Annotated in this window: 23 protein-coding genes, 1 tRNA gene and 1 CRISPR repeat array; of the genes, 13 read left to right on the top strand and 11 right to left on the bottom strand. The window is 47.9% G+C overall.

The genetic code is table 11. From position 1 onward, the window contains the following. Positions 1-60: 60 nt before the first annotated feature. The gene (locus NDA06_RS06120; protein ID WP_190984512.1) at positions 61-2,199 is read left to right on the top strand and encodes an NACHT domain-containing protein; all 2,139 of its coding nucleotides are present in this window, start codon (positions 61-63) and stop codon (positions 2,197-2,199) included. A 42-nt stretch (positions 2,200-2,241) separates the two neighbouring features. Here the strand turns inward: NDA06_RS06120 and NDA06_RS06115 are convergent, their stop codons facing one another. After that, positions 2,242-2,973 carry a carbonic anhydrase gene (locus tag NDA06_RS06115; RefSeq protein ID WP_190413306.1) on the bottom strand — a complete coding sequence of 244 codons (732 nt, stop codon included), beginning with the start codon at positions 2,971-2,973 and terminating at the stop codon, positions 2,242-2,244. A 193-nt stretch (positions 2,974-3,166) separates the two neighbouring features. On the opposite strand from NDA06_RS06115, the gene NDA06_RS06110 reads away from it, so the two are divergent. From NDA06_RS06110 to ndk, 6 genes are all read left to right on the top strand, one after another. Continuing rightward, the gene (locus NDA06_RS06110; protein WP_190984513.1) at positions 3,167-4,600 is read left to right on the top strand and encodes a carotenoid oxygenase family protein; all 1,434 of its coding nucleotides are present in this window, start codon (positions 3,167-3,169) and stop codon (positions 4,598-4,600) included. 784 nt (positions 4,601-5,384) lie between these two features. Further along, on the top strand, positions 5,385-5,534 hold the full coding sequence (locus NDA06_RS06105; protein ID WP_190984514.1) for a hypothetical protein: 150 nt from the start codon (positions 5,385-5,387) through the stop codon (positions 5,532-5,534). A gap of 69 nt (positions 5,535-5,603) precedes the next feature. Beyond that, positions 5,604-6,968, top strand: coding sequence for a tRNA (N6-isopentenyl adenosine(37)-C2)-methylthiotransferase MiaB (gene miaB, locus NDA06_RS06100; protein WP_190984515.1), 1,365 nt, complete (start codon positions 5,604-5,606; stop codon positions 6,966-6,968). Between the two features lie 29 nt (positions 6,969-6,997). Continuing rightward, positions 6,998-7,606, top strand: a complete 609-nt coding sequence (locus NDA06_RS06095; protein ID WP_190529935.1) for a hypothetical protein — start codon at positions 6,998-7,000, stop codon at positions 7,604-7,606. 122 nt (positions 7,607-7,728) lie between these two features. After that, positions 7,729-8,859, top strand: coding sequence for a D-alanine--D-alanine ligase family protein (locus tag NDA06_RS06090; protein ID WP_190673276.1), 1,131 nt, complete (start codon positions 7,729-7,731; stop codon positions 8,857-8,859). 232 nt (positions 8,860-9,091) lie between these two features. Beyond that, positions 9,092-9,541, top strand: coding sequence for a nucleoside-diphosphate kinase (gene ndk, locus NDA06_RS06085; protein WP_190413315.1), 450 nt, complete (start codon positions 9,092-9,094; stop codon positions 9,539-9,541). A gap of 91 nt (positions 9,542-9,632) precedes the next feature. Here ndk and NDA06_RS06080 read toward each other — a convergent pair whose 3' ends face one another. Continuing rightward, entirely contained in the window at positions 9,633-10,352 is a 720-nt protein-coding gene (locus NDA06_RS06080; RefSeq protein WP_190413317.1) for a TerC family protein, read from the bottom strand. 254 nt (positions 10,353-10,606) lie between these two features. Here NDA06_RS06080 and psaM point away from each other — a divergent pair, with 254 nt between their 5' ends. After that, entirely contained in the window at positions 10,607-10,702 is a 96-nt protein-coding gene (gene psaM / locus NDA06_RS06075; protein WP_190413318.1) for a photosystem I reaction center subunit XII, read from the top strand. A gap of 242 nt (positions 10,703-10,944) precedes the next feature. Then, positions 10,945-11,334, top strand: coding sequence for a hypothetical protein (locus tag NDA06_RS06070; RefSeq protein ID WP_190413320.1), 390 nt, complete (start codon positions 10,945-10,947; stop codon positions 11,332-11,334). A gap of 43 nt (positions 11,335-11,377) precedes the next feature. Here the strand turns inward: NDA06_RS06070 and NDA06_RS06065 are convergent, their stop codons facing one another. Next, positions 11,378-12,094, bottom strand: a complete 717-nt coding sequence (locus tag NDA06_RS06065) for a tetratricopeptide repeat protein (RefSeq protein WP_190984516.1) — start codon at positions 12,092-12,094, stop codon at positions 11,378-11,380. 465 nt (positions 12,095-12,559) lie between these two features. Between NDA06_RS06065 and NDA06_RS06060 the strand changes: the two genes are divergently transcribed. Continuing rightward, entirely contained in the window at positions 12,560-13,024 is a 465-nt protein-coding gene (locus NDA06_RS06060) for a hypothetical protein (RefSeq protein WP_190984517.1), read from the top strand. Positions 13,025-13,034: 10 nt separating this feature from the next. Then, complete coding sequence (locus NDA06_RS06055; protein WP_190984518.1) at positions 13,035-13,592, top strand: glutathione S-transferase family protein; 558 nt, start codon at positions 13,035-13,037, stop codon at positions 13,590-13,592. A gap of 88 nt (positions 13,593-13,680) precedes the next feature. Here the strand turns inward: NDA06_RS06055 and NDA06_RS06050 are convergent, their stop codons facing one another. The 3 genes from NDA06_RS06050 to NDA06_RS06040 form a co-directional block, all read right to left on the bottom strand. Next, the gene (locus tag NDA06_RS06050; RefSeq protein WP_190413748.1) at positions 13,681-13,818 is read right to left on the bottom strand and encodes a photosystem II reaction center protein K; all 138 of its coding nucleotides are present in this window, start codon (positions 13,816-13,818) and stop codon (positions 13,681-13,683) included. 238 nt (positions 13,819-14,056) lie between these two features. Further along, positions 14,057-15,169: a tRNA guanosine(34) transglycosylase Tgt gene (gene tgt / locus NDA06_RS06045; protein WP_190432257.1), complete on the bottom strand. Its 1,113-nt coding sequence runs from the start codon at positions 15,167-15,169 to the stop codon at positions 14,057-14,059. A gap of 114 nt (positions 15,170-15,283) precedes the next feature. Next, a complete protein-coding gene (locus NDA06_RS06040; protein ID WP_190432259.1) occupies positions 15,284-15,733 on the bottom strand; it encodes a hypothetical protein in 450 nt (149 codons plus the stop codon). Between the two features lie 324 nt (positions 15,734-16,057). On the opposite strand from NDA06_RS06040, the gene cobS reads away from it, so the two are divergent. Beyond that, a complete protein-coding gene (gene cobS / locus NDA06_RS06035; protein WP_347276983.1) occupies positions 16,058-16,858 on the top strand; it encodes an adenosylcobinamide-GDP ribazoletransferase in 801 nt (266 codons plus the stop codon). A gap of 231 nt (positions 16,859-17,089) precedes the next feature. Beyond that, a CRISPR array of direct repeats spans positions 17,090-17,701; the repeat unit is 37 nt; unit sequence GTTTCAACGACCATCCCAACTAGGGGTGGTTTGAAAG. 264 nt (positions 17,702-17,965) lie between these two features. Here the strand turns inward: cobS and NDA06_RS06030 are convergent. The 3 genes from NDA06_RS06030 to NDA06_RS06020 all read right to left on the bottom strand — a co-directional run bounded on the left by NDA06_RS06030 (position 17,966) and on the right by NDA06_RS06020 (position 20,047). Beyond that, positions 17,966-18,037 (bottom strand) — tRNA-Gly (locus NDA06_RS06030). Positions 18,038-18,154: 117 nt separating this feature from the next. Continuing rightward, the gene (locus tag NDA06_RS06025; protein ID WP_190984519.1) at positions 18,155-19,813 is read right to left on the bottom strand and encodes a DUF1565 domain-containing protein; all 1,659 of its coding nucleotides are present in this window, start codon (positions 19,811-19,813) and stop codon (positions 18,155-18,157) included. A gap of 87 nt (positions 19,814-19,900) precedes the next feature. After that, positions 19,901-20,047 (bottom strand): hypothetical protein, encoded by a 147-nt coding sequence (locus tag NDA06_RS06020; RefSeq protein WP_190427467.1) that lies wholly within the window; start codon positions 20,045-20,047, stop codon positions 19,901-19,903. A 170-nt stretch (positions 20,048-20,217) separates the two neighbouring features. Here NDA06_RS06020 and NDA06_RS06015 point away from each other — a divergent pair, with 170 nt between their 5' ends. Then, positions 20,218-20,772 carry an alpha/beta hydrolase gene (locus NDA06_RS06015; protein ID WP_190984520.1) on the top strand — a complete coding sequence of 185 codons (555 nt, stop codon included), beginning with the start codon at positions 20,218-20,220 and terminating at the stop codon, positions 20,770-20,772. Positions 20,773-20,822: 50 nt separating this feature from the next. On the opposite strand, the gene NDA06_RS06010 is transcribed toward NDA06_RS06015, so the two are convergent. Continuing rightward, positions 20,823-21,029 carry a hypothetical protein gene (locus NDA06_RS06010; protein ID WP_190413336.1) on the bottom strand — a complete coding sequence of 69 codons (207 nt, stop codon included), beginning with the start codon at positions 21,027-21,029 and terminating at the stop codon, positions 20,823-20,825. A gap of 337 nt (positions 21,030-21,366) precedes the next feature. Then, positions 21,367-22,032, bottom strand: a complete 666-nt coding sequence (locus tag NDA06_RS06005; RefSeq protein WP_190984521.1) for a low-complexity tail membrane protein — start codon at positions 22,030-22,032, stop codon at positions 21,367-21,369. Between the last annotated feature and the right edge of the window lie 72 nt (positions 22,033-22,104).

Raw genomic sequence — 22,104 nt, 5'->3', positions numbered from 1 at the left:
GTCTGGAAAAAGCAACGGCTAACTTGTAGAAATAACTAAAACCAACTCATCCCTACCCCTATGACAGGATATGAACCCGTAGTTGCAGATGCAGCAATCAAAGGTCTAGCTGGTGTTGTGATTAAAACGGTTTGGGACGGTGGAGGTAAAGCTTTAAGCCGGGTAGGCGGAAGTCTAAATGAGAAAACTCAGCAGCTAATTTATGACGCATCGCACCAATATCTCAAAAATTATACTAAGCGTCATGGCATTCTAAAAGTAAAAGTTTTGGAAATGCGAGAGCCTATAGCTTTAGAGTCAGTCTATACAGGGGTTCAGTTTTTAGATGATAGGAATATTCGGCAGTTTGAAACAATTGATAGCTTAGAAACAGCTTTCCGCGAAGCACAAAGGCGCAGTTATCAGAATAAAGACTGTCCAAAGCAAGACGGAATGAAGGTTGCTAAAGAAAAGCAGTATCTAATGGTACTGGGTGGCCCAGGAGCGGGAAAATCCACATTTTTGCGGCGCATGGGACTGGAAGCACTCAAGAGCAACAAGGGAGAATTTAAGCACTCCTGTATCCCCGTTTTCATCGAACTAAAAAGATTTAGCGATGGTGACATCAATATTGAGAAAGCCATCAGTGATGAGTTTCGCACTTGTGGTTTCCCTTCACCTGAAGAATCCACCAAAGAATTATTAAAAAACGGCAAGTTGCTAATTTTGCTGGATGGTTTAGATGAAGTGCCGACAAAGAATTTGAATGAGGCAATTGGTCAAATCCAGGACTTTGTTGACCAACATGATAAAAATCGCTTCATTGCCTCCTGTCGCACTGCTGCCTATCGCAGTGGGTTCCGTCGGTTTAGCGATGTGGCAATGGCAGATTTTGACGATACCCAGATTGAGCAGTTTATAGGTAACTGGTTTCAGTCAGAGGCAGATAAACAGGCGGAAACAGCGCAGAAATGCTGGGAAATATTGCAAAAACCAGAACATAAAGCGGCTAAAGAGTTAGCCCATACGCCGTTATTGCTGACGTTTCTCTGTCTGGTATATGACCGTTCCCAAAGTTTTCCTGATAATCGTAGCGTTCTGTATCGCAAAGCGTTGCGGATATTATTAGAGGAATGGGCATCAGAAAAGCGAATTTTGCGAGATGAAATTTATCAAGGACTGCATACAGAGCTAGAAGAGATACTTCTATCTGAGATTGCCTACAAAGGTTTCGAGGCAGATCGATTATTTTTCTCGCAGCGAGAGGTTGTTGAGCAAATCAAAACCTTTTTGGCGAGTAATTTGAATGCGCCTCAACATCTAGACGGCGAAGCGGTTCTGAATGCGATTGCTATTCAACAAGGTATCTTAGTAGAGCGAGCGGAGGATATATTTTCTTTCTCTCATTTGACGTTACAGGAATATTTAACTGCTCAGTATATTGACGATCATCGGCAAATCGAGAAGCTAGTTACCGAACACCTCACAGATCAACGATGGCAAGAGGTCTTTTTGCTGATAGCTGGGTTAATGCGTGGTGGTGCAGATGAATTGCTGTTGCTGATGGAAAAAGAAGCTAAAAAGTATATCAACCCCCGTAAATTTCCATTTCGATTCCGAACATCCAAGTTACAAGCTTTACTTAATTGGGCAGAACAAGCAACGGCGGGATCTGAAAGTAATATTAAACCCGTGGGTAAAAGGGCGATCGCCAACACCATCGCCAACGCCATCGCCAACGTCATCGCCAATGTCAACATCGGCACCTTCTCCAACGCTGTCAGCGTCGCTAATGCCATCGCCTACGCCTACGCCGACACCGACACTAACGCCATCGCCATCGCCATCGCCTTCCCTGACGCCGACGCCATCACCATTGCTATCAGAAACACTGGTGAAATTGAAAAACTAAAAATCTTTAAGAATGTAAATTTTACTGTGCTGATTGCCCGACTGCAAGCACTCAAAGCAAAAATTCCTGACTATGAACAATCAGGGTTAGCGCGGCAGGAATTTAACAATCGTCTCCTGCAAACCTTGCTCAATGCTTTCAATCTCACCTCAGAAATGGTCTATTTAACTAAAGAAGAAATAAAGGCATACAACAATTATCTCTATGCTAATTACCTGGTATTGCAGTGCAAACAAGCAGCGGTGCGGGTGTCGCCCAAAACATGGGAAGAAATAGAAGAAAGGATACTGCTGGCTCCTAATAATTGAAATTGCAGATACCAGCAGAGAAATGCTTGATAACCCGCACTTTTATCGCGCGGCAGAACCCCTGTAAATTCGTTCTGCTTGCTCCGGAGATAACAGCATTGAGGCAATTCGCTCAGGTTTAGGCTCTACAGATTCATCCTGATTGGTGGAAAGTTGACTGTAGAGTGGCAGGTACTCCTGACGAATCGGATCGTATCCCCAAACATCTCCCGTTTCAATGTGATAAATCCAGGCGTGGAGAGATAGTTTGCCTCGGTGAAGTTTAGCGCGGATTGCTGGATAAGTCCGCAGATTTTCGATTTGCGTTAGCACGTTCTCAGCAATCGTGGCTTCCAGAAGTTCTTCACCAGAAAGCTCTGTGTAGTTCTCTTTAATCAGCCGACGGGTCGCTTCTGCGTGCTTTAACCAGTCGTGAACCAACGGCATTTCTGCCGCCAAACTGCTCAATTTTAACAGTCCCTTCATTGCACCGCAGTGAGAGTGACCGCAGACAACAATTTGCTGAATATCTAAAGCGTGAACGGCGTATTCAACGCTTGCGCCTTCGCCGCCATTGGTTGCTCCAAATGGCGGAATCAGGTTGCCAGCATTACGGATGACAAACAGTTCGCCGACAGCCGCTTGAGTAATCAAATTCGGATCGATGCGAGAATCAGAGCAGGTGATGAACAGTACCCTCGGTTTCTGACCGTGAGCGAGTTGCTCAAACAATTCCTGGTGTTCGCTGAAGTAGTTGCTTTGAAACTCACGCAGCCCTCTAATCAGTTTCTTCATATAAAGCCAATTTTTGCTCTAGCGATGGCGATCCCTTCCCTGTAAATCATAGGATGCGAACCGACACGTCGGCGTTTTGCGATCGCACTTCCGAAAGATAACAGCACGCCCGCAAGATCGTTCACACTCAAGAAAGACCTTGCTTAACATTACTTAATTTTATCCCCATTCTGTTGCGTTCTATTTCTGAACTATGACCACAGCCACGAAACCGTCAACCCGTAAAGCTTGGGCAAATGCGATCGCCCAACCTGCACAAGAATTTCCCCTGACTCCCCTCCCACTCCTTTCCGGCAACATACCGGAAGGTTTGCGCGGCACCCTCTACCGCAACGGCCCAGCCCGCTTAGAACGTGGCGGCATCCGGGTGGGACACTGGTTTGATGGGGATGGTGCGATTCTAGGGGTGCATTTCAGCGATGCTGGTGCCTCTGGTGTCTATCGCTACGTTCAATCAGAGGGATACCAAGAGGAAGCCAAAGCGAATCAATTGCTCTATGGCAACTATGGCATGACCGCACCAGGCCCCATCTGGAATCAATGGTTCAAACCGATTAAAAATGCCGCCAATACCTCGGTACTCGCTTTGCCGGATAAACTGCTGGCACTGTGGGAAGGCGGCAAACCCCACGCCCTCGACCTGCAAACTCTGGAAACTTGGGGATTAGATAATTTATCGGGACTGAGTGACGGATTACATTATTCCGCTCATCCCAAGCGCGACGCCCAGACTGGGGAAATTTTTAACTTTGGGATTTCACCCGGACGGAATGCAACGCTGAATATTTATAAAAGTGACTCCACAGGCAAGATTCTGCAAAAGGCGGCAGTTCAACTAGATGGCATCCCAATGGTGCATGATTTTGTCCTTGCTGGGCAGTATTTAGTCTTTTTCGTGCCGCCAGTGCGAGTGAACGTGCTGCCGTTGCTAACAGGCATAACCAGCTATAGCGATGCGCTGGAGTGGCAACCAAACCTCGGTACTCAGTTTTTGGTTTTTGACCGTGAAACCCTGTCGTTGGTGAGTCGTGGCGAAACTGAACCCTGGTATCAGTGGCACTTTGCGAATGGCTATGTGGATGCCAGCGGATCGGTGATTGTGGATGTTGTCCGCTACGAAGACTTTCAGACCAATCAGTATCTCAAGGAAGTCGCGACGGGTGAAACCCGGACTCCTGCCAAGAGTACGCTGTGGCAAATCCATCTCAACCCGGCAAGGAGTCAGGTAACAAGCATCAAAGAAGTCTTAGATCGGCACTGTGAGTTCCCGGTTGTGCCACAGCATCTGGTTGGTCAAGCTTCGCCCCAAACCTATCTATCGGTACATCGGCAAGGTGTAGAGATTAGCCAAGAACAATTTGGCGCGATCGCTCGTTTTGACTCCAAAACTGACACCCTAGAGGAAGCTAATTTGGGTGAGAATCGCTATCCCTCAGAACCCATCTATGCCCCTGATGCCCTGAATCCCGAACAGGGTTGGGTGTTAACGGTGGTGTATGACGGCAACACCGACACTAGCGAAGTCTGGATTCTGAATAGCGATCGCCTTTCGGAGCAACCTGCGTGTCGTTTGGGATTACCCAGTGTCATCCCCCCTAACTTCCACGGCACCTGGAAACCAGCTTAGGAGCCTATCAACGTTGTTTTGAAGTCTCTTTGAAGTCCTCTGTAGGGGCGCAAGCCAGAGTGCCTCTACAGACTCTTAAGGCGCGAAATCTCGCCTTTTTTTATCATCTGGCGATTTTTTCATCAACCCAGAGCGCGATCGCCCGCTTCGCTGATTTTCAGGGTTACATCTACAATTTTTTTGCTAAGTAATTAGCTAATTTTTCTAAACTAAGGAAAAGTAGACGAATTCAAAAAGATAATATAAAAAGCCCGCTTTATTCAAGAAAACGGGCTTTTAAAATTTGGCGATTATTTGGCTGATGTTGACTGTTTTAATCCTCACAGAAAATAGAAAAACCGACCTGTAGAACTAGGGGAAGCTGGGTTGCGCTTCTATGTCAAATCAAGATGAAACAACCCCCTCAAAGCGGCTTCAGAATTTCCTCTTCCTCTTCGTCCGCTACCGCGATGGGCACTGTCCTGCCTTGAATCATGAGTAAATAAGTGTTTTTGGGTTGAATCTGCTTGGTGCAAATTTTCCGAGCGATCCCGAAGGTTTGGTAAATTCACCGCGAAGCCAGTAACTAATAGGCTTGATAAGAAGAGGGAGCTGTAAAGGCGCATAGTAGATGTCTCGTCAGAGCTTCTATTGCCTGATTCGGACTCTCTGATGCATAATCAGGATAAAATTGCAAAACAATCTGAATAATTGAGTTTATGATGCTGTAATTTATTGCGGAATTCGTAGAATAAACGTCCTACTTTGTTCCCGCAATTTTTTACAAGCGTCAGAAAATATAGGCTTGCCTGAAGATTCAAGAACGCTGACTCACCGCTGCTTGGGTTATAGGTGCTTGGAGCGTGGGTGCTTGGTTACCGTAAGAGCGATCGCTCTCGAACTTTGGCAACGCTTACGGGCAGTTCTGGCAGTTTTAGATGTAAAGACGCGATAGCTGTATTCTCCAGATAGGTACTATAGATATACAGTTCCGATTATTTTCATTGATTTGTTGTAGCCGTCCATGACCACTTCTCCCCGCCGGTATCACATCACCACCTTTGGCTGCCAGATGAACAAAGCCGACTCAGAGCGTATGGCTGGCATTCTGGAAAATATGGGCTTTGAATGGTCAGAAGAACCTGAAAATGCAAACCTGATCCTCTACAACACCTGCACCATTCGGGATAACGCCGAGCAAAAAGTTTATTCCTACCTAGGCAGACAGGCGAAACGCAAGCACGAGCAACCAGATTTGACACTGGTAGTTGCGGGTTGCGTCGCTCAGCAGGAAGGGGAAGCACTGTTGCGGCGGGTGCCAGAATTAGACTTAGTCATGGGACCTCAACACGCCAATCGCCTCCAAGATTTGCTGGAACAAGTTTTCAACGGCAATCAGGTGGTGGCGACTGAGGCAGTTCATATCATTGAAGACATCACCAAGCCGCGCCGCGACAGTAAAGTGACAGCTTGGGTGAATGTAATTTACGGCTGCAATGAACGCTGTACGTACTGCGTGGTTCCCAGCGTTCGCGGCGTCGAGCAATCGCGGACTCCAGAAGCGATTCGCGCCGAAATGGAGGAAATAGCGCGTCAAGGATATAAGGAAATCACCCTATTGGGGCAAAATATCGACGCCTACGGGCGGGATTTGCCCGGAATCACGGCAGAAGGGCGACACCAGAATACACTGACAGACTTGCTTTATTACGTTCATGATGTGCCGGGAATTGAGCGGATTCGTTTTGCCACCAGCCATCCTCGCTATTTCACCGAACGGTTAATTCGAGCTTGTGCTGAATTGCCCAACGTGTGCGAACATTTCCACATTCCCTTCCAATCGGGAGATAACGACATTCTGAAGGCAATGGCACGGGGTTATACCCACGAGAAATATCGCCGCATCATTGACACGATTCGCCGGTATATGCCAGATGCCTCGATTAGTGCGGATGCGATTGTCGGGTTCCCTGGAGAAACCGAGGAACAGTTTGAGAATACGCTGCGGCTGGTGGAAGATATTGGTTTTGACCTGTTAAATACGGCTGCTTATTCTCCGCGTCCGGGAACGCCAGCAGCCCTGTGGGAGAATCAGCTGAGCGAACAGGTAAAAAGCGATCGCCTTCAACGTCTCAATCATTTAGTTTCAATTAAAGCGGCTCAAGCGTCCCAGCGTTACTTCGGTCGCATCGAAGAAGTCTTGGTAGAAGATCAAAATACCAAAGATCCCACCCAGGTGATGGGACGTACGCGGGGCAACCGTCTCACCTTCTTTACCGGCAACATTGCCGAACTCAAAGGTCAAGTGGTGAAAGTCAAAATCACCGAAGTTCGCGCGTTTAGTTTGACCGGGGAACCATTGGAAGTGCATCAGCCAGTGCCGGTATAAGATTTTTAGGTGGATCGGAGGATTTCGCGGTGCTAGCATCTGCTATGAAAACATTTATCACCTTGTGGAAACTTGAAGTAAGCTCCCGCCTCCCACTCCTCCGGCGAGACTTGCAAGAAGCGGTTTATCTTCCCCCTCGCATTGCTTACACTTTATACAACGCGCTGATATTGGTGTATTGGACGGCAATTGCTACGGGAAGCATTGCTTGGTTGACTTGCCGCTTTACTTACTTACTCGGTGTTAGCACTCGTCAACTGATTCTTCCTAAACAGGAACCGCTTCAGCTCAAGGGTAAAAAACCCCCGGTTCAGGCGATTCAGACTGGCACCGCCACGGCACCCCTCCCCACCGCTAAACCAAGCATCCAGGCTTCCACCGCCACAACCCCAGTCCCCACGGCAACACCCACCATTCAGGCTCCCCCAGACCTGACGCCAGTCGCTCGCGCACCTCTAGCCGTGGAAAAAATCGCACTGAGCGAGTTGACCACTACGGCGGCTCAAAAGGTCAAAGCAGCAAATCCCGATCGGGTCGTCCTGGCGCGACCTTGGGGCAGAGGATGGCGGATTGCCGTGCTGGAGCCGGAAGAAGCGATGACTGTCCAACGTCCCTGGAAACTCGTTGTCCGCTCCTGAGCGAGGCAAATAACACTGGCATCATAACAAAGAGGGTTGAGGGAGTTTCCGTATCGGAGTTCGTCTCACGCCTCTATGCTGTAGTAAACTATCGGCGGTGTGCAGTGTCAGGAATATCCGAAATGAATAAAATGCGGGTGGGATTGCTGTTTGGGGGCTGTTCGGGAGAACATGAAGTTTCCCTAAGTTCGGCACGGGCGATCGCGCAAGCTTTGAGTGCCGACCAAAACAGCGCTAAGTACGAACTCCTGCCTTTCTACATCCACAAAGATGGACGTTGGCAAGCCGGGGAAGTGGCTCAACAAGTTTTAGCATCTGGAAGACCCCCGGAATCCCAACTGGCCTCAGAAAATTCTCCGCAACAATTACCCAGTAACGAAAACGCATCACCGAATACCGAACTTACGATCCCATCGCCAGACCTCAATCGTTGGCAATCTCCCCCCCAAGCTGCTGAGGTAGATGTCTGGTTTCCTATCCTCCACGGCCCGAATGGGGAAGATGGCACCATTCAGGGAATGCTTAAATTAATGCAAGTGCCTTTTGTCGGGACTGGGGTTTTAGGTTCTGCGATGGGAATGGACAAAATTGCCATGAAAATGGCATTCGCCAATGCAGGATTGCCTCAAGTGAAATACATCACCGTTAATCGCTCGCAAGTGTGGTCGAATCCCTGTGTTTTCCCCAAGCTTTGCGAACAAATTGAAGCGACACTCGGTTATCCCTGTTTTGTGAAACCCGCGAATTTAGGTTCATCGGTGGGAATTTCCAAAGTGCGATCGCGTGCTGAGTTAGAAACCGCCCTCGATAACGCTGCCAGCTACGACCGTCGCTTAATTGTGGAAGCAGGCGTGGTGGCGCGGGAGTTAGAATGTGCCGTTTTGGGGAATGACAATCCCAAAGCTTCTGTCGTTGGAGAAATTACCTTTGACAGTGATTTTTACGACTACGAAACGAAGTACACCGAGGGACGCGCGGATTTAGCGATCCCAGCGAGAGTGCCAGATGCCGTTGCCACTCAAATCCAAGAAATGGCTCTTCAAGCGTTTGCCGCAGTTGATGGGGCTGGTTTGGGGCGGGTGGACTTTTTCTACGTTGAAGCCACTGGCGAAGTATTGATTAATGAAATTAATACCATGCCTGGTTTCACGGCAACGAGTATGTATCCCCAACTTTGGGGGGCGACGGGTGTTGCTTTCCCAGAATTAGTCGATCAACTGATTCAATTAGCCTTAGAACGTCATAACGGGTAGATCGGCAGCAATTCATTTAAACTTTTAACGCAAAGGTAGGCGAAGGAAACCGCAAAGGAACGCCAAGGGGGATTTGGGTGAGATGCTCAATTTGGCAGTGTCAACGCGGTGGGAATTTACTTAAAGTTGATCTTCGTATCCTTTTGCATAAACCTTTGCGCCCTTTGCGTTAAAAAGCCTTCTAGTCTAATCTGTGTTTTGTATCAGTTTGTAAAATCTAAAGGAGATAAACTTGGAACGGACATTTGTCATGGTCAAGCCTGATGGTGTACAGCGCAACCTCGCGGGTGAGGTCATCCGGCGCTTTGAAGCCAAAGGTTTTACTCTGGTTGGCTTAAAGTTGATGAGTGTGAGCCGGGAACTGGCAGAGCAGCACTATGACGTACACCGAGAAAGACCGTTTTTTGCGGGTCTGGTCGAGTTTATCACCTCTGGCCCAGTAGTCGCGACGGTATGGGAAGCCGATGGAGTGGTCGCAGCCGCTAGAAAAATGATTGGTGCGACTAACCCCCTAACTGCTGAACCGGGTACAATTCGCGGCGATTATGGAGTCAGTATTGGTCGCAACCTCATCCACGGTTCCGACGCTATCGAAACCGCACAACGCGAGATTGCTCTGTGGTTTAAAGATGAAGAACTGGTGAGCTGGAAGCCGAGCTTGACTTCCTGGATCTACGAGTAAGTAGCCAATGGCTAATCGCGAACGGCTCTTAAACACGGTTCTTAAATAATCCGCTGTTGGCGATTAGCCATTCCCAATGCTTTTATTTTGCCTAACGCTTTTGCTCTTCCTTCTGCTGAATCTCTGCGGTTTGCTCAGCGGGGACGCGCTGAGAGAATCCCCAAGCAAATATCACCCCAATACAGGCAATGGTTAACCACTCTGGCGGCACCAAATCTGGTTGAATTGCTTTGCAGAGCAATCGCAATCCTACAAGGGCAACGGTGATATAGCCAGCATCCTGAAGATGGACAAATTCATCAAGCCAACGGATGAATAATCCAGCCATAAACCGCAGCGTAATCACTCCAATCGTACCTCCGGTGAGAACCAGCCAGGTATCTTTAGAAATTGCGATCGCTGTAGTGACGCTATCGAGGGAAAAAGCTAAATCGGTGACGGCGATTATCGGAATTGCATGCCATAGAGAAGCAAATCGCGGCCCATGATGTTCCTGAGCTTCCCCTTCATCAGAAGTAAAATACTGAAACACCAGCCAAAGCAGATAGAGTGCCCCTAATAACTCAAACTGCCAGAACTGAATTACCCAGGTTGCTGTCAGAATCAAAGTGATTCGGAGGATGTAGGCAACTGCTAATCCAAAGTTGAGGGCGCGACGCTGGAGCGTGCTGTCTTCTAAGCCTTGGGCAATAGCTGCTAGGGCGATCGCGTTATCCGCTGACAGCACTGCCTCTAATACAACTAGAACAAGCAGTACAAGGGGAGCTTCAAGTCCCGGATTGAGCGGAGAGTTCAGGATTTGGTCTAGCATTCACGCAAGCTTCAAACTGGAACTATCAAACTAAAAGCAAAAATTAACTGGCTAAATTGTGCCAAAATGATTGCTGTCTTAATTAAGCTTAACCTTTGTCGGGAAAAATTAGTCGAAAATTCCATTAAGCAAGCCAAACAATGGAGCTAGAATTTTTACGCGGCTGTGTTGCATCTTGTTACAAGATGTTTATATTGGGCATAATTTAGCCGAAATTGTTGAACTATAAACCTGAAATAAGGAGTTGGTAAACGATGTCGATATCCGATACCCAAGTGTATATTGCTTTAGTTGTGGCGCTGTTTGCTGGCATCATGGCATTCCGGCTATCAACGGAACTGTACAAGTAGATGTCACCCCTTGCTAGGGACTAGCCGCTGATGGCAAGAGAGAGTGAGGGAATGACAGGGCTTTAGTACACATCGGCTCCCCTTCTCCCGCTCCCTCTTCCCCTGGTTTCTAGTCCTTAGCATCCAATCCCTAGCTTCTTAATTCACTTGCAGCAACTCTAGGCAGGGGTACCTCCCTTAAAGCCTTTGACATCTATCGACAGACATAGTGGCGCTTGCGTCCAGAGTGGTATCCTGACACCATGAATGCTATTGAACCCTCACAACCTCATCAGCAACCGGCACCAAACAGCCGGATAGTTCCTCGGACGCGGCGACAACCACGACGCCATCCTAACCGAGCGATCGCAATCGAAACGACAGCTAAATTAGCAGTAAATGTAGTGCTTTCATCGGCAGCGATCGCCGCTCTCGTGCAACTTTTGCCTTATCACCTGTCCCAGCAAGCAAAGCTAGGAGAAATCCGACAAGAAGTAAAGCGCACAGAAAAACGAGTCAATCGTTTAAGTAATAACTTCAGCCGCTACTTCGATCCCCAGCAAGCCAAAAGCGTGATGCAGGAACAAAGCCATCGAGTTGACCCTTCTCAGCGTCCAGTTGTGTGGCTGGATAATAATACGACTGATGAGTAAAAATTCAAAATATTTTGGATTTTTTTGAATTTTAAATGGTTCCTCAAGCGCTGATAGGGTTCAGCAGTTGGTTCATCCAATTTTCGACTTGCAAGCGCAAGCGTCCGGCAGAACCAAAAGGAGCAAGCACAGCCAAAGCGTTTTGATAATCAGCGATCGCGCAGTTCCAGTCGCCGTGCAGATGATGGGTACGACCCCGCTCTGCGTAGATATTCCCTTGTAGCTGACCTAATCTCAGCACTAGGTCAAAATTCTCTAACGCCAAGTCGTAAAGTCCCAGATCCCGAAAGGTGATCCCTTGGTTGATCCAAGCCCGAACGTTGCCAGGGTTGAGATCCAGGGTCATCTCGTAGTCCGCGATCGCTTCTGCCAACTGTCCTAAAGAAGCGTAGTAGTTGGCGCGATTGTTGTAAACACTGTCCAAGTGGGGATCGAGTTCCAACGCCGTGTTATAGTCGGCGATCGCTTGCTCCTTTTGACCGTTCTGGAAATAAATCAACCCCCGGTTGTTATAGTCAGTGGCACTGCTGGGGTTCAGTTCGATGAGAGTCGTCAGGATAGCGATCGCGCCGTTGCGATCGCCATGCTGAGCTTTTTCCTTTGCTAAAGCTCGTAGGGAGCGCAGGGATTGGTTCTGATGTCCTCCAGATACCGAGGTGACTAGATTAAAACGCCTTGGAACTGTGCCGGTGGTCAATGAAACCGGCGAACCGTTTTGGTGTTTTGCCTGGTCTTGAAAATTGATTGCGCGAGCGTTCATAATCATCCTCAAGGGTACCTTGGACTTCTCTGGAATCTACTTTAGCGGCTTCCTATTCATTGCCGGGGTGTTCTGTGTCACTGCTTAAAGCGTCTTCCAGCACTGGAGCGATCTCCTATACCTTTAGTTCGGTTTGGATGTCCTTTAGGAAATCTACAGCCCCAATCCAGAGCATTACTGAAACTATCTGTAGAGACTCCCTAAATCTCGTATTTACCCGTTTAGGAGAACTGACGACTGTGAAGCTTGCAGGATTGGCATAGAAAAAAATTATGGATTTTGAGCGGGGGATGCGAGGGGTGAAAATCTTACAACCATGCAAAGGTGCAAAAGAGCAGGGAAAATTGAAGCGATGCTCCCCACTACACCTCTCCCCACTGCCCCAACTGAATGGATGCTGGTAGAATGCAAGCGATACTTACGCGCTCCCGTCGGTGTTTGGCAATCGTTCCTTAAAACGGTCTTATGACAACTGCAACTTCTTATCCCAATGCTCCCGATCTCAGCGAAGATGACTACCTGCTACTTGGCTTAGCCACTTGTTTCTTCAAGGAAGATGGCGAAGTCCAAGAAGTCAATATTATTGAACCCATTCCCTCAGCTGCCCTGGAAGCCCTTCTCAAAGGGATTCCGACCTCCTACAAGATGGCTGTTGCGACCACAATGGGTGCAGTGATCGTCGGCGATAACCTCTACAAGCCAGCAGATTTTCCAGAAGAGGCGCAATTTAGCGATGAGTTCACTTTTCGGGCGATCGCATCTGTTCGCACCTATAAGAACAAACCAGAAGCCAAATCCCATATTCCTCTGGGCACTAGCCGCAATGACTTTAACTATTCCGTCGAACGCAAGCGAGTGCTGAATGCTCAGCGCGTTGTCCGCAAAGAAGACAACGTGAAACAACACTCTCACACCCATAAAGTCCTTTAAGATATCTGTGATGTTGAAACTGTATGGCGGTGCCCGTAGTCGGGCATCAATTGTCAAATGGTATCTCGAAGAGTTGGGCGTCCCTTACGAATTCGTTCTGCTGGATATGCAGGCAGGCGCTCATCGCCAACCAGAGTTTCTGGCAATTAACCCGATGGGAAAAGTCCCGGCAATTGTTGATGGGGATTTTAAACTTTGGGAGTCAGGGGCGATTCTGATGTATCTCGCCCAAAAGTACGGCAAGATGCCAGCCACTCTGGAGGAACAAGCACAAATCACCCAATGGGTAATATTTGGCAATGCTACTTTGGGACCAGGGATTTTTGTGGAAGCGAGTCGGGAACGCGAGATGCCTAAGTTGCTGACACCGCTGAATGAAATTTTGGCAGGGCAACCATTTTTATTAGGCGAGGAACTAACGGTCGTCGATGTAGCGGTAGGGTCGATTCTGGCTTATATACCCATGATGCTGAAGCTCGACCTGAACGAATATCCAGCAGTTGTTACCTATATCCAGCGACTCTCGGAACGTCCTGCCTTTCAGAAAGCAATGGGATCGCAGGGTTAAACAAGTTTTAGGAAGCGGCCTTGTGCCTACCCTGAATCATAAAAGGGCACCCATGTGGGTGCCCTTTCAATTTTTTTGCAGTTCAGGTTTAGCGGAAACCCACAGATGCTTGCCAAACGAAAGCCAACAACAAGAAGAACACGGGGATGATCGGGAGAACGTCTACCAGGGGGTCAAAGAAGGAGTAAGCTTCCGGCAGTTTTGCCAACAGCAGTGCTGCTTCCATATTTAAAATCCACCTTTCCAACACAGTTTTAAGAATTGACAAGTATCTTAACATGACTCGGCTGTTAGCTGGACGCGATTTCAGCCTACATGGAAAATTTACTTTTACTAAACGGTGGCGATCGCTCTTGACGATCCTCGACCGCTAAAATTCCCCAAAATTGCGATCGCTATCTCTAAAAAAGCCAACTCGATCAGAAAGACGCTTACGCTCATGCTTAAAGTTTCTTAATTTTTAATTATTCTGTTGGAGTGTCTAGCCAGTGACCAAATTCCGTGACAAAGCGATCGCCTAAAATTGCTTCCCGGATTCGTTGGGTAAACCGAATCAATTCAGTAATGTTGTGAATTGAGAGTAAGGTGTAACCGAGGATTTCTCGCGTTCGCACTAAATGACACAAGTAAGCGCGACTGAAGTTCTGGCAGGTGTAGCAAGGACAACTCGCATCCAGGGAACTGAAATCTTCTCTGTACTGAGCGTTTTTCAAATTCCAGCGTTCTCCCTGTACCATCACAGTACCGTGACGCGCCCAGCGAGTGGGTATCACACAGTCAAATAAATCGATACCCGCAGCGATCGCTTGTGCCATTTCTCGATAAGTGCCGACACCCATCAGGTAACGAGGCTTTTCGGCGGGTAACACTGGCGCAGTCGCCCGCACAATCTGGTGAATCAGTTCCGCCGGTTCTCCCACGCTGACGCCGCCAATCGCGTATCCTGGCAAATTTAACTCCGCTAATGACTCAGCAGCCGCAACTCGCAAATCCAGGTAAACGCCACCTTGAACAATCCCAAACAAAGCTTGCTCATTCGGACGTTGGTTAGCATTTATACATCGTTCCAGCCACCGATAAGTCCGCTCTGTTGCCGCCATGACTTCTGAGCGCTCCGCTGGATAAGGCGGACACTCATCAAATGCCATAATGACATCTGCTCCCAGTTCGTTCTGAATTTGGATTGACCGCTCCGGCGTTAGATGAATCATCCGCCCATCGCGGGGAGAGCGAAAAGTTACACCCTCTTCAGTAATTTTCCGCAACTCGCTCAAGCTAAACACCTGGAAGCCGCCAGAATCTGTCAGCATCGGCTTCTTCCAGCCCATAAAGCGGTGCAGCCCACCTGCACCCGCCACAATTGCTTCTCCAGGTTGCAAGTGGAGGTGAAAGGTATTCGCCAAAACCATTTGGGCACCCGTTGCCTCCAGCTGATCGATTGTCACAGATTTGACAGTCGCCAGCGTCCCTACCGGCATAAACTTAGGTGTTTCTACTAAGCCATGTGGTGTCAAAAAAGTCCCGGCTCGTGCCTGCGTATGGCGACAACGCGCCTGACATTGAAACGAAAATCCCACTTACTTTAGCTGCGAGTCCTACTAACAATAGTCTTTAGTCTTTAGTTTTTAGATGATTAGTCGATTTTTATTGACTAATGACTGATGACTAACGACTTCCTAACTAAAGATTACTTAGAATAAGCAATCGTCGTCGTCAAGTTGGACATCCCACTTAGCAGACAGAACTTGTGTCACCATTGCCTCTAAAGCAGCGGCGTTAATGATCGGCGTGCTTTGCTCTTGGAGTGGGCTAGAAAGTGGTATCAAACGTAACTGACGATGATCTTGAATCAAGTCAAAATAAGATTCCTGTTCGCTCGACTGGTGCAGTTGCAGATAATCAAAACTATGGACGTTAAGATAGATTGCCTGGTTAGCAATCATCGTAGACCGCTGTGGTTCAGCAAATACGTCCAGTACGCATCCTTCGCCCTCGCTCTGAACTTTGCCATCGAGGGTGTGGATGTAGCGAACGCGACCTAGATCGGTCAACAGTCGTCGCATATCTTGTTTATTAACAATAATGCCGCTGTCAATAATACATGGAGCCGGTAAGTGGGGCGGAGATTGGTCATAAGTCATGGGAACAGCCTCTGGTTCAAACAAGCCCGATCTTGCCTGGTCGCTGCGTAGATGCAACAGAATAATGCGATATACACTACTTAGGGAAGTAGGTAGCTTTCATAACCTAATGGTATACGCGCTTTGGGCAAGAATCCGAATCCTTACGGCATACGCATTCGACGGTTATGGCGAACGCGAACACTCAGCAAAGCGCGAGGAGCCTAACGGCATACGCCTATGGCAATCGGAACTGCTACGAGACAATCTTAGCCCAACATTTCTCCCCTGTTCATACGCTAATCTGCTGAATTTGTTATCGAAAAGTCATTAAGTTTGTTTGTGGTGCAAATTTTCTCATTTTGGAAAGGATTTCTGGGTGCGATCGCGTTTTACACCTGTATTCCGATTCCATCTGGATGGACATTAGAATTTCGCGGCATTGCGCGTTGGGCACCTTTGGTGGGTTTATTTATTGGAGGGTTACTCGCTCTTCTGGATACTTGTTTTCAACTGCTGGGTGTCCCAATGCTGACTCGCTCTGCAATGGTCGTTGTTGCTTGGATTGCCCTCACCGGGGGTCTGCATCTGGATGGGGCTATGGATACAGCAGATGGACTGGCAGTGCAGGATTTTTCTTCGGACAAGCTACGCGAACGGCAGCGGCGTCTAAAGGTGATGGCAGATAGCGTCACGGGTGCGTTTGGGGCGATGGCAGCGATCGCGCTGCTGCTATTAAAAACATCTGCTTTGAGTGACTTAGAATCTTATCGGTGGCTGGCACTAATGGTATCGGCAGGATGGGGAAGGTGGGGACAAGTGGTAGCGATCGCTTGCTATCCTTACCTCAAAGCGGAGGGTAAAGGTGCCTTCCATAAAGAATCCATCCGGACGCCTCAAGACATCCTACTGGGATTGCTAGTGCTATTTGCCCTGATGGGATTACAGATCGTCCTATCGCCGACTCGGTGGCCCGCAGCGGTGGGAACAGCCGCCGCAGGATGCGCGATCTCGCTTTTAACCGGAGCCTGGTTTCACCGCCAGCTAGGCGGACATACGGGCGATACTTACGGAGCAGTTGTAGAGTGGACAGAAGCTTTGTTATTGTGCGCGATCGCTAGCCTCTACTCTCACTTTTCGGGCTAAGTTCTCTGTCGCAAGTTGCCAAGCCTTACATAGAAATTCCAATTTCAGCCAACGGCGTCAGAAAACTTGAATCCCAATTGAGGTTTTTTTCGATATTCCAAGTCGCCTTGTAAAAATGCCTGCCACTGCCTCAACTGCCCAAGCCACTGCAAATCATTTCGGCAAATTGGATGATTTAGCCTTAACGACATCCCTAATTGTCAAAGCGACATTCATCTATCAACGATGACATTTAATGAGTCACTGTACACTAGGGGTGGTTTGAAAGGCTACCTGACTTTGGCTCATAAGCCGAATCAGAAAATGTTTCAACGACCATCCCAACTAGGGGTGGTTTGAAAGTTATCTTAGATTCAAAACAGTTTCTCTACTTAAGTTTCAAAGACCATCCCAACTAGGGGTGGTTTGAAAGGCTAGCAAAGCATTTTTACTTGACGGGCTAGCCTTAGTTTCAAAGACCATCCTAACTAGGGGTGGTTTGAAAGAGATTTCTATAAACTTGATAGCTTTTCCAATTCAAGTTTCAACGACCATCCCAACTAAGGGTGGTTTGAAAGTACCATCAAATACCCACTTCCCACCGTTTAATTGTTTCAACGACCATCCCAACTAGGGGTGGTTTGAAAGACGGCAATTTCGCTTAGATACGTTTATCGATTAGAGTTTCAACGACCATCCCAACTAGGGGTGGTTTGAAAGGAGTCGTCGTAATCCGCACGTTCGCAGTCGAGGCGTTTCAACGACCATCACACCTAGGGGTGGGCTGAAAGGATGGTACAGTTGCGGGTTGGCAGCAGCAGCCAGAAGTTTCAACGACCATCCCACCTAGGAGTGGGTTGATAATTTTTAATGCAACCATTCCTCTTCCTACTCATGGTTTTAACAACTATACTTAACAAAACTTACAAGTGCTAGAGTGGATTGAAAGGAACGTCAGCTTCCCAATCTGGCATTTTTTTGTTCAGGTGTTTTTATGCATCAAGACGACACTAATTTGTCACTGCTACTTTAGCGACATTAATTTGTCACAACGACACACAATTAGTCACAACGACAGTAATCTGTCACTAATGACAATTAATTAGTCACTGTACAACTGTCTAGAAAAGCGGGTAATCGGACTCGAACCGACGACATTCACCTTGGGAAGGTGACGTTCTACCACTGAACTATACCCGCATTTTGAGGTTAACGATCAGCAGTCTACTGATGGTTAACTTTTATTATACGACCGATCGAGCGCCAGCATCCAGTAATTGGAAAACTGGCGCGATACATCTTAACGTTGAGTCGCGATTATGGAGCCTTGACTAGATAAGGTGAAGAAATCGCCTCAGCACGACCGGCATTCACCAGTGCCTGATAGACAAAAGCGGCGACTTCAGCCCTAGTGGCGTCACGGCTGGGATTGAGCTGAGTCAGCGTCGGATAATTCACCACCAGCTGTTTCTGAGTTGCGCCTGCGATCGCTGTGCTGGCCCAGCTAGGAATCTGGGTGGCATCGTTGTAAACAGACAGCACATTTGTATCCTCAGAGCGCAACTTCAAACCACTCGCTAAAGAAACTAAAACCTGCACTCTGGGAATGCGCTGTTCGGCTCTAAAAACTTGACCCGGATACCCAGACAAAAAGCCTCCCCGGTAAGCGCTTTGAATCGCTTGATAAGCCCAATAATTAGTTTTGACATCGACAAAATTAATCCCAGGCTGTATCTGTGCTGGTGAAAAAGCCTTGTTGATAATCGCGGCAAACTGAGCGCGGGTGACAGGTTCGTTGGGGCGGAAAGTCCCATCAGGGAAACCAGCAATTACATCTTTAGCAACTAAAGCTTCGATATAGGCTTGCGCCCAGTTCCCTTGAACATCGGCAAAACCACCGCTAGGTATCGACGTCGCCACAAAATCCACGCGCCCGGAAATCTTCTTAGAATCAATATCGTTGCCGACCGCGATGATAGTATTCGTGCGCGTTAGGTTGGCAACATCGAAACGAACATTGTTGCGAATCCGATTTTGCCCAGGATTCTCTTGAGTCCCTAAATTGGGCTGGGCATCTCCGCTTGCTACGACTCCATACCGCGTGTTTGCCTCAATAATGTTGTTACGCAGGACTGGGGCAGCGGAGTTGGAGGCGACGATTCCATCAACGTTTTGGACAATGCGGTTGTCTGCGAGCAAAGGCGATGCCGTCTCAGTTAGGACAATCCCATTCCCCGTCTCTTGAAACAGATTGTTGCGGACTTCTCCTTGCGCTGTCTTAGCGACTGAAATGCCATTCCCCTTATTTCTGGTAAAGATATTGCTTTCAATTTTGGGGGTAGCTGTCCCGGTGACGAAAACTCCTTCTCGGTCGTTGCTCGAAAAGGTGTTGTTGCTGACTGTTGCATTGGTAGATTCAATCCACAGTCCAGTTCCCCGACGATTTGGGTTGGTGATGGTCAATCCTCTGATTTCACTGTCTTTTTCTGCTCGTATTGCAATGTTCTGACCGGAAAAGGTAGGACTAACATAGCCGCCGCCGCCAATAATCGCTACAGTCTGCCCTTTGCTTTGCTCATCGCCGCGCAAAATGACGCCTTGTTTGACAAGGAGGGGGAAAACTTCACCCGTATCAGCCGTGTAGGAACCTGGAGCTAATTGTACGACTGTGCCAGAGCGGGCTTGCTGGAGGGCGTAGGTGATAGTGCGATAGGGTGTGTTTTCACTGGTGCCAGCACTGGCAGTATCGTTGCCCGTGGATTGGTTGACGTAGACAACGTTCGCGCTTGCAGGAAGTTGAGCTATCTGCGTTGATGGCGGGGTAAGGGCAGCCGCAGGAAGTGCCATGACCCCGCCAGACCAAAGTAACAAAGCGCTTAGCAGGGACGCCCGGACGGGTACGACACCAGCGAAACGTTTGGCGAAACGGATGCTAGAAGAATGGGAGAAACGATCGGGAAAACCCTGGGGTGTCATACGTTTGATGCTTTTGATGTGCATTATTAACTGTACGATTTAGTAACTTAGAGACTCACCAATTGGGATATTTTTTTACGCTGGAAGCTATACATACTTGGTGTATGCACTTGCGTCGCTAATATTAATATTCACAATTACGTTTGATGACAAGTTGCGAATATTATCAGTTCCCAACATGGCAACTTGCCCCTGCAAAGAAAATTCAGGCGATGTAAACCCTGAAATGCTCATAGGGCTGAGGTTTTATAAATTTAAGAGCGTTGGCTTAGGCTAATCCAGGCGAGAGGGATGATTCAAAAGCAGTTGTTACTTGAGCAGGAGGATGCAACCCATCGGCATCCAGTATCGTCAAAGTAGAGATAGCACAGTTGTGCTATCTCTAAGCTGTTTTCAGGTTCCTTATGCGCTCTCTACTGCTGCGATCGCTACCTTTCGTGTTCTCTTTAGCCGCCGCTACGGGTATTTTGTTTAGCCCCTCTCGTGCGGATGCTGCCAATACAGTCGTGCTGAAGTACCGCTTTCTAAGGGAATCGGTATCTGTTCCCGAACTCACAACTTTTGCTGAAACGGGTGAACTTTCGCCAGCGCTACGTGCTTATTTGGCTATGGCAGGAAGAAAACCTGAGGATTTGCGAAAAACCCTAACGCAAGAAGTTAAGGTGAATGCCCTCATTTTAGATCGGGTACTCAATAACCAGATTGGGGAATTAGTCTTGGGTCAAGTCAGTGACGTGGTTCATACTCCCGGAAATGGCGCAAACATTCAGTCTTTGCGAGGAGCTGTGATGAGTTCAGCGCTTCCAGACAATCAGATTACCTTGATTGAAATTTTAGAAAATTACCCAACCTCAGAAGTTCATGTGGAGGGCGATCGCCTTGCTGAGGTTTTTGGCAAACTCAAGCGATTGGGACAGGGATTGCCCAATCTAAGTGATTTAATCAGAATTGGTCAGTAGTGATGGGTCGTTAGTCATTCGTTCTTGGCTACCGAACGAATGACTAATGACTAATAAGCAAGAGTTTCTAGGGTTTCGCGCAGATACCGGCGAACCCGATAATCAAGGTTGAACTCCTGAAGGCGGTCGTTATCCAACGGGTGTTCTATCTCCCAGCGCTGAAACCCAGAACTGGATGCGATCGCTTGTTTGAGGCTTTCCCAGATTTTGGTATTGCCGGAGAATTGGCTGGTTGATGAAGCAGGAAACCTGATCATATGCACCTTAAATTAAGGGAACAAGGAGTTTTCAGCTATCAGCCTTCAGCAATTCTATTTTAGATTTTGATTTTAGATTATGGATTGACAACCCACTCTAAAATCTAATCTCTAAATCTAATCTTTAAAATTGACTGCCCGCTGATGACTATTTAACAAATTTCTATGTCTATTCTTAGGATAACGCAGTTAGGTTGGGGGGATTTGTGCTGTCAGTAACATCTCGCTAGTCAACCAGCCAAAACTTTTTGGGGTACGCCAGTTGCTGAAAGCTTTTCTACATAGACACCCATGTGCTGAAAAACCAAGAACCTTGAAGAAAAATCTCTTTTTTAGATTAGTCGGAGGACGCTGGGGCTTCTATTCCTGCATTTATTGGTTTTACAGAGTTGGGTGATATCGCAGATGTCTCGGAAATTTCCGAAGGTAAGATTTGATTGACCTGTAGTCCCGGAATTGTAAATTGTTGCGGAATTTCTTCTGCTGAACAGGGTTGCGTAGCAGAAAATGCTGCTTCATTAGTCAAAAGGACTCGCGCCACGCTCAGTGGTATCTGCAAGAACAAATTGCTTGCCAGAAATGCCAGTGCCGCTACTAGCAGTCCAGCAAACCGCCACTCCGGGGGAAGCGGTGTAACAGTTGCCGCTAGCGGCGCTGCCTGATAGATTAGCCACAATACCCACAGCATGAAACCAGCTGCTAGAACGGCTACTAATTGGTTTGTAGGTGACTTGAACTGTGACAACAGGCGTCGCTGGTTAAGCGTCAGTTGACTTGGCTTCAAGGCCACTGCCAGGATGCTAAAAATGTTAAAAGGACGGCTCAACTGCATCCACAGTATGGGTGCAATACCTATAGTGGCAACCAAAAAAAGTTCCAACCACACCGGCAACACGGGATCGCCAACTGCCAAACCCAGCCAGCATAGTTCCAACCAAATGGGAACTGTCGCCAGACCAGCAAGATGAATCCACAAGAACGGTTCCAACCAAAAAGAGCGCATATTACAAGTAGTAAAAAGGCAAAAAGCAAAATAAAAGGCAAAAGTCAGAAGAAAGGCAAAGGAGATTATTTC

This window comes from Trichocoleus sp. ST-U1, from assembly GCF_039961835.1.
Taxonomy (GTDB): domain Bacteria; phylum Cyanobacteriota; class Cyanobacteriia; order Cyanobacteriales; family FACHB-T130; genus FACHB-T130.
The sequence above is the reverse complement of the archived record's forward strand: the minus strand, read 5'-3'. Positions and strand labels throughout refer to the sequence as shown.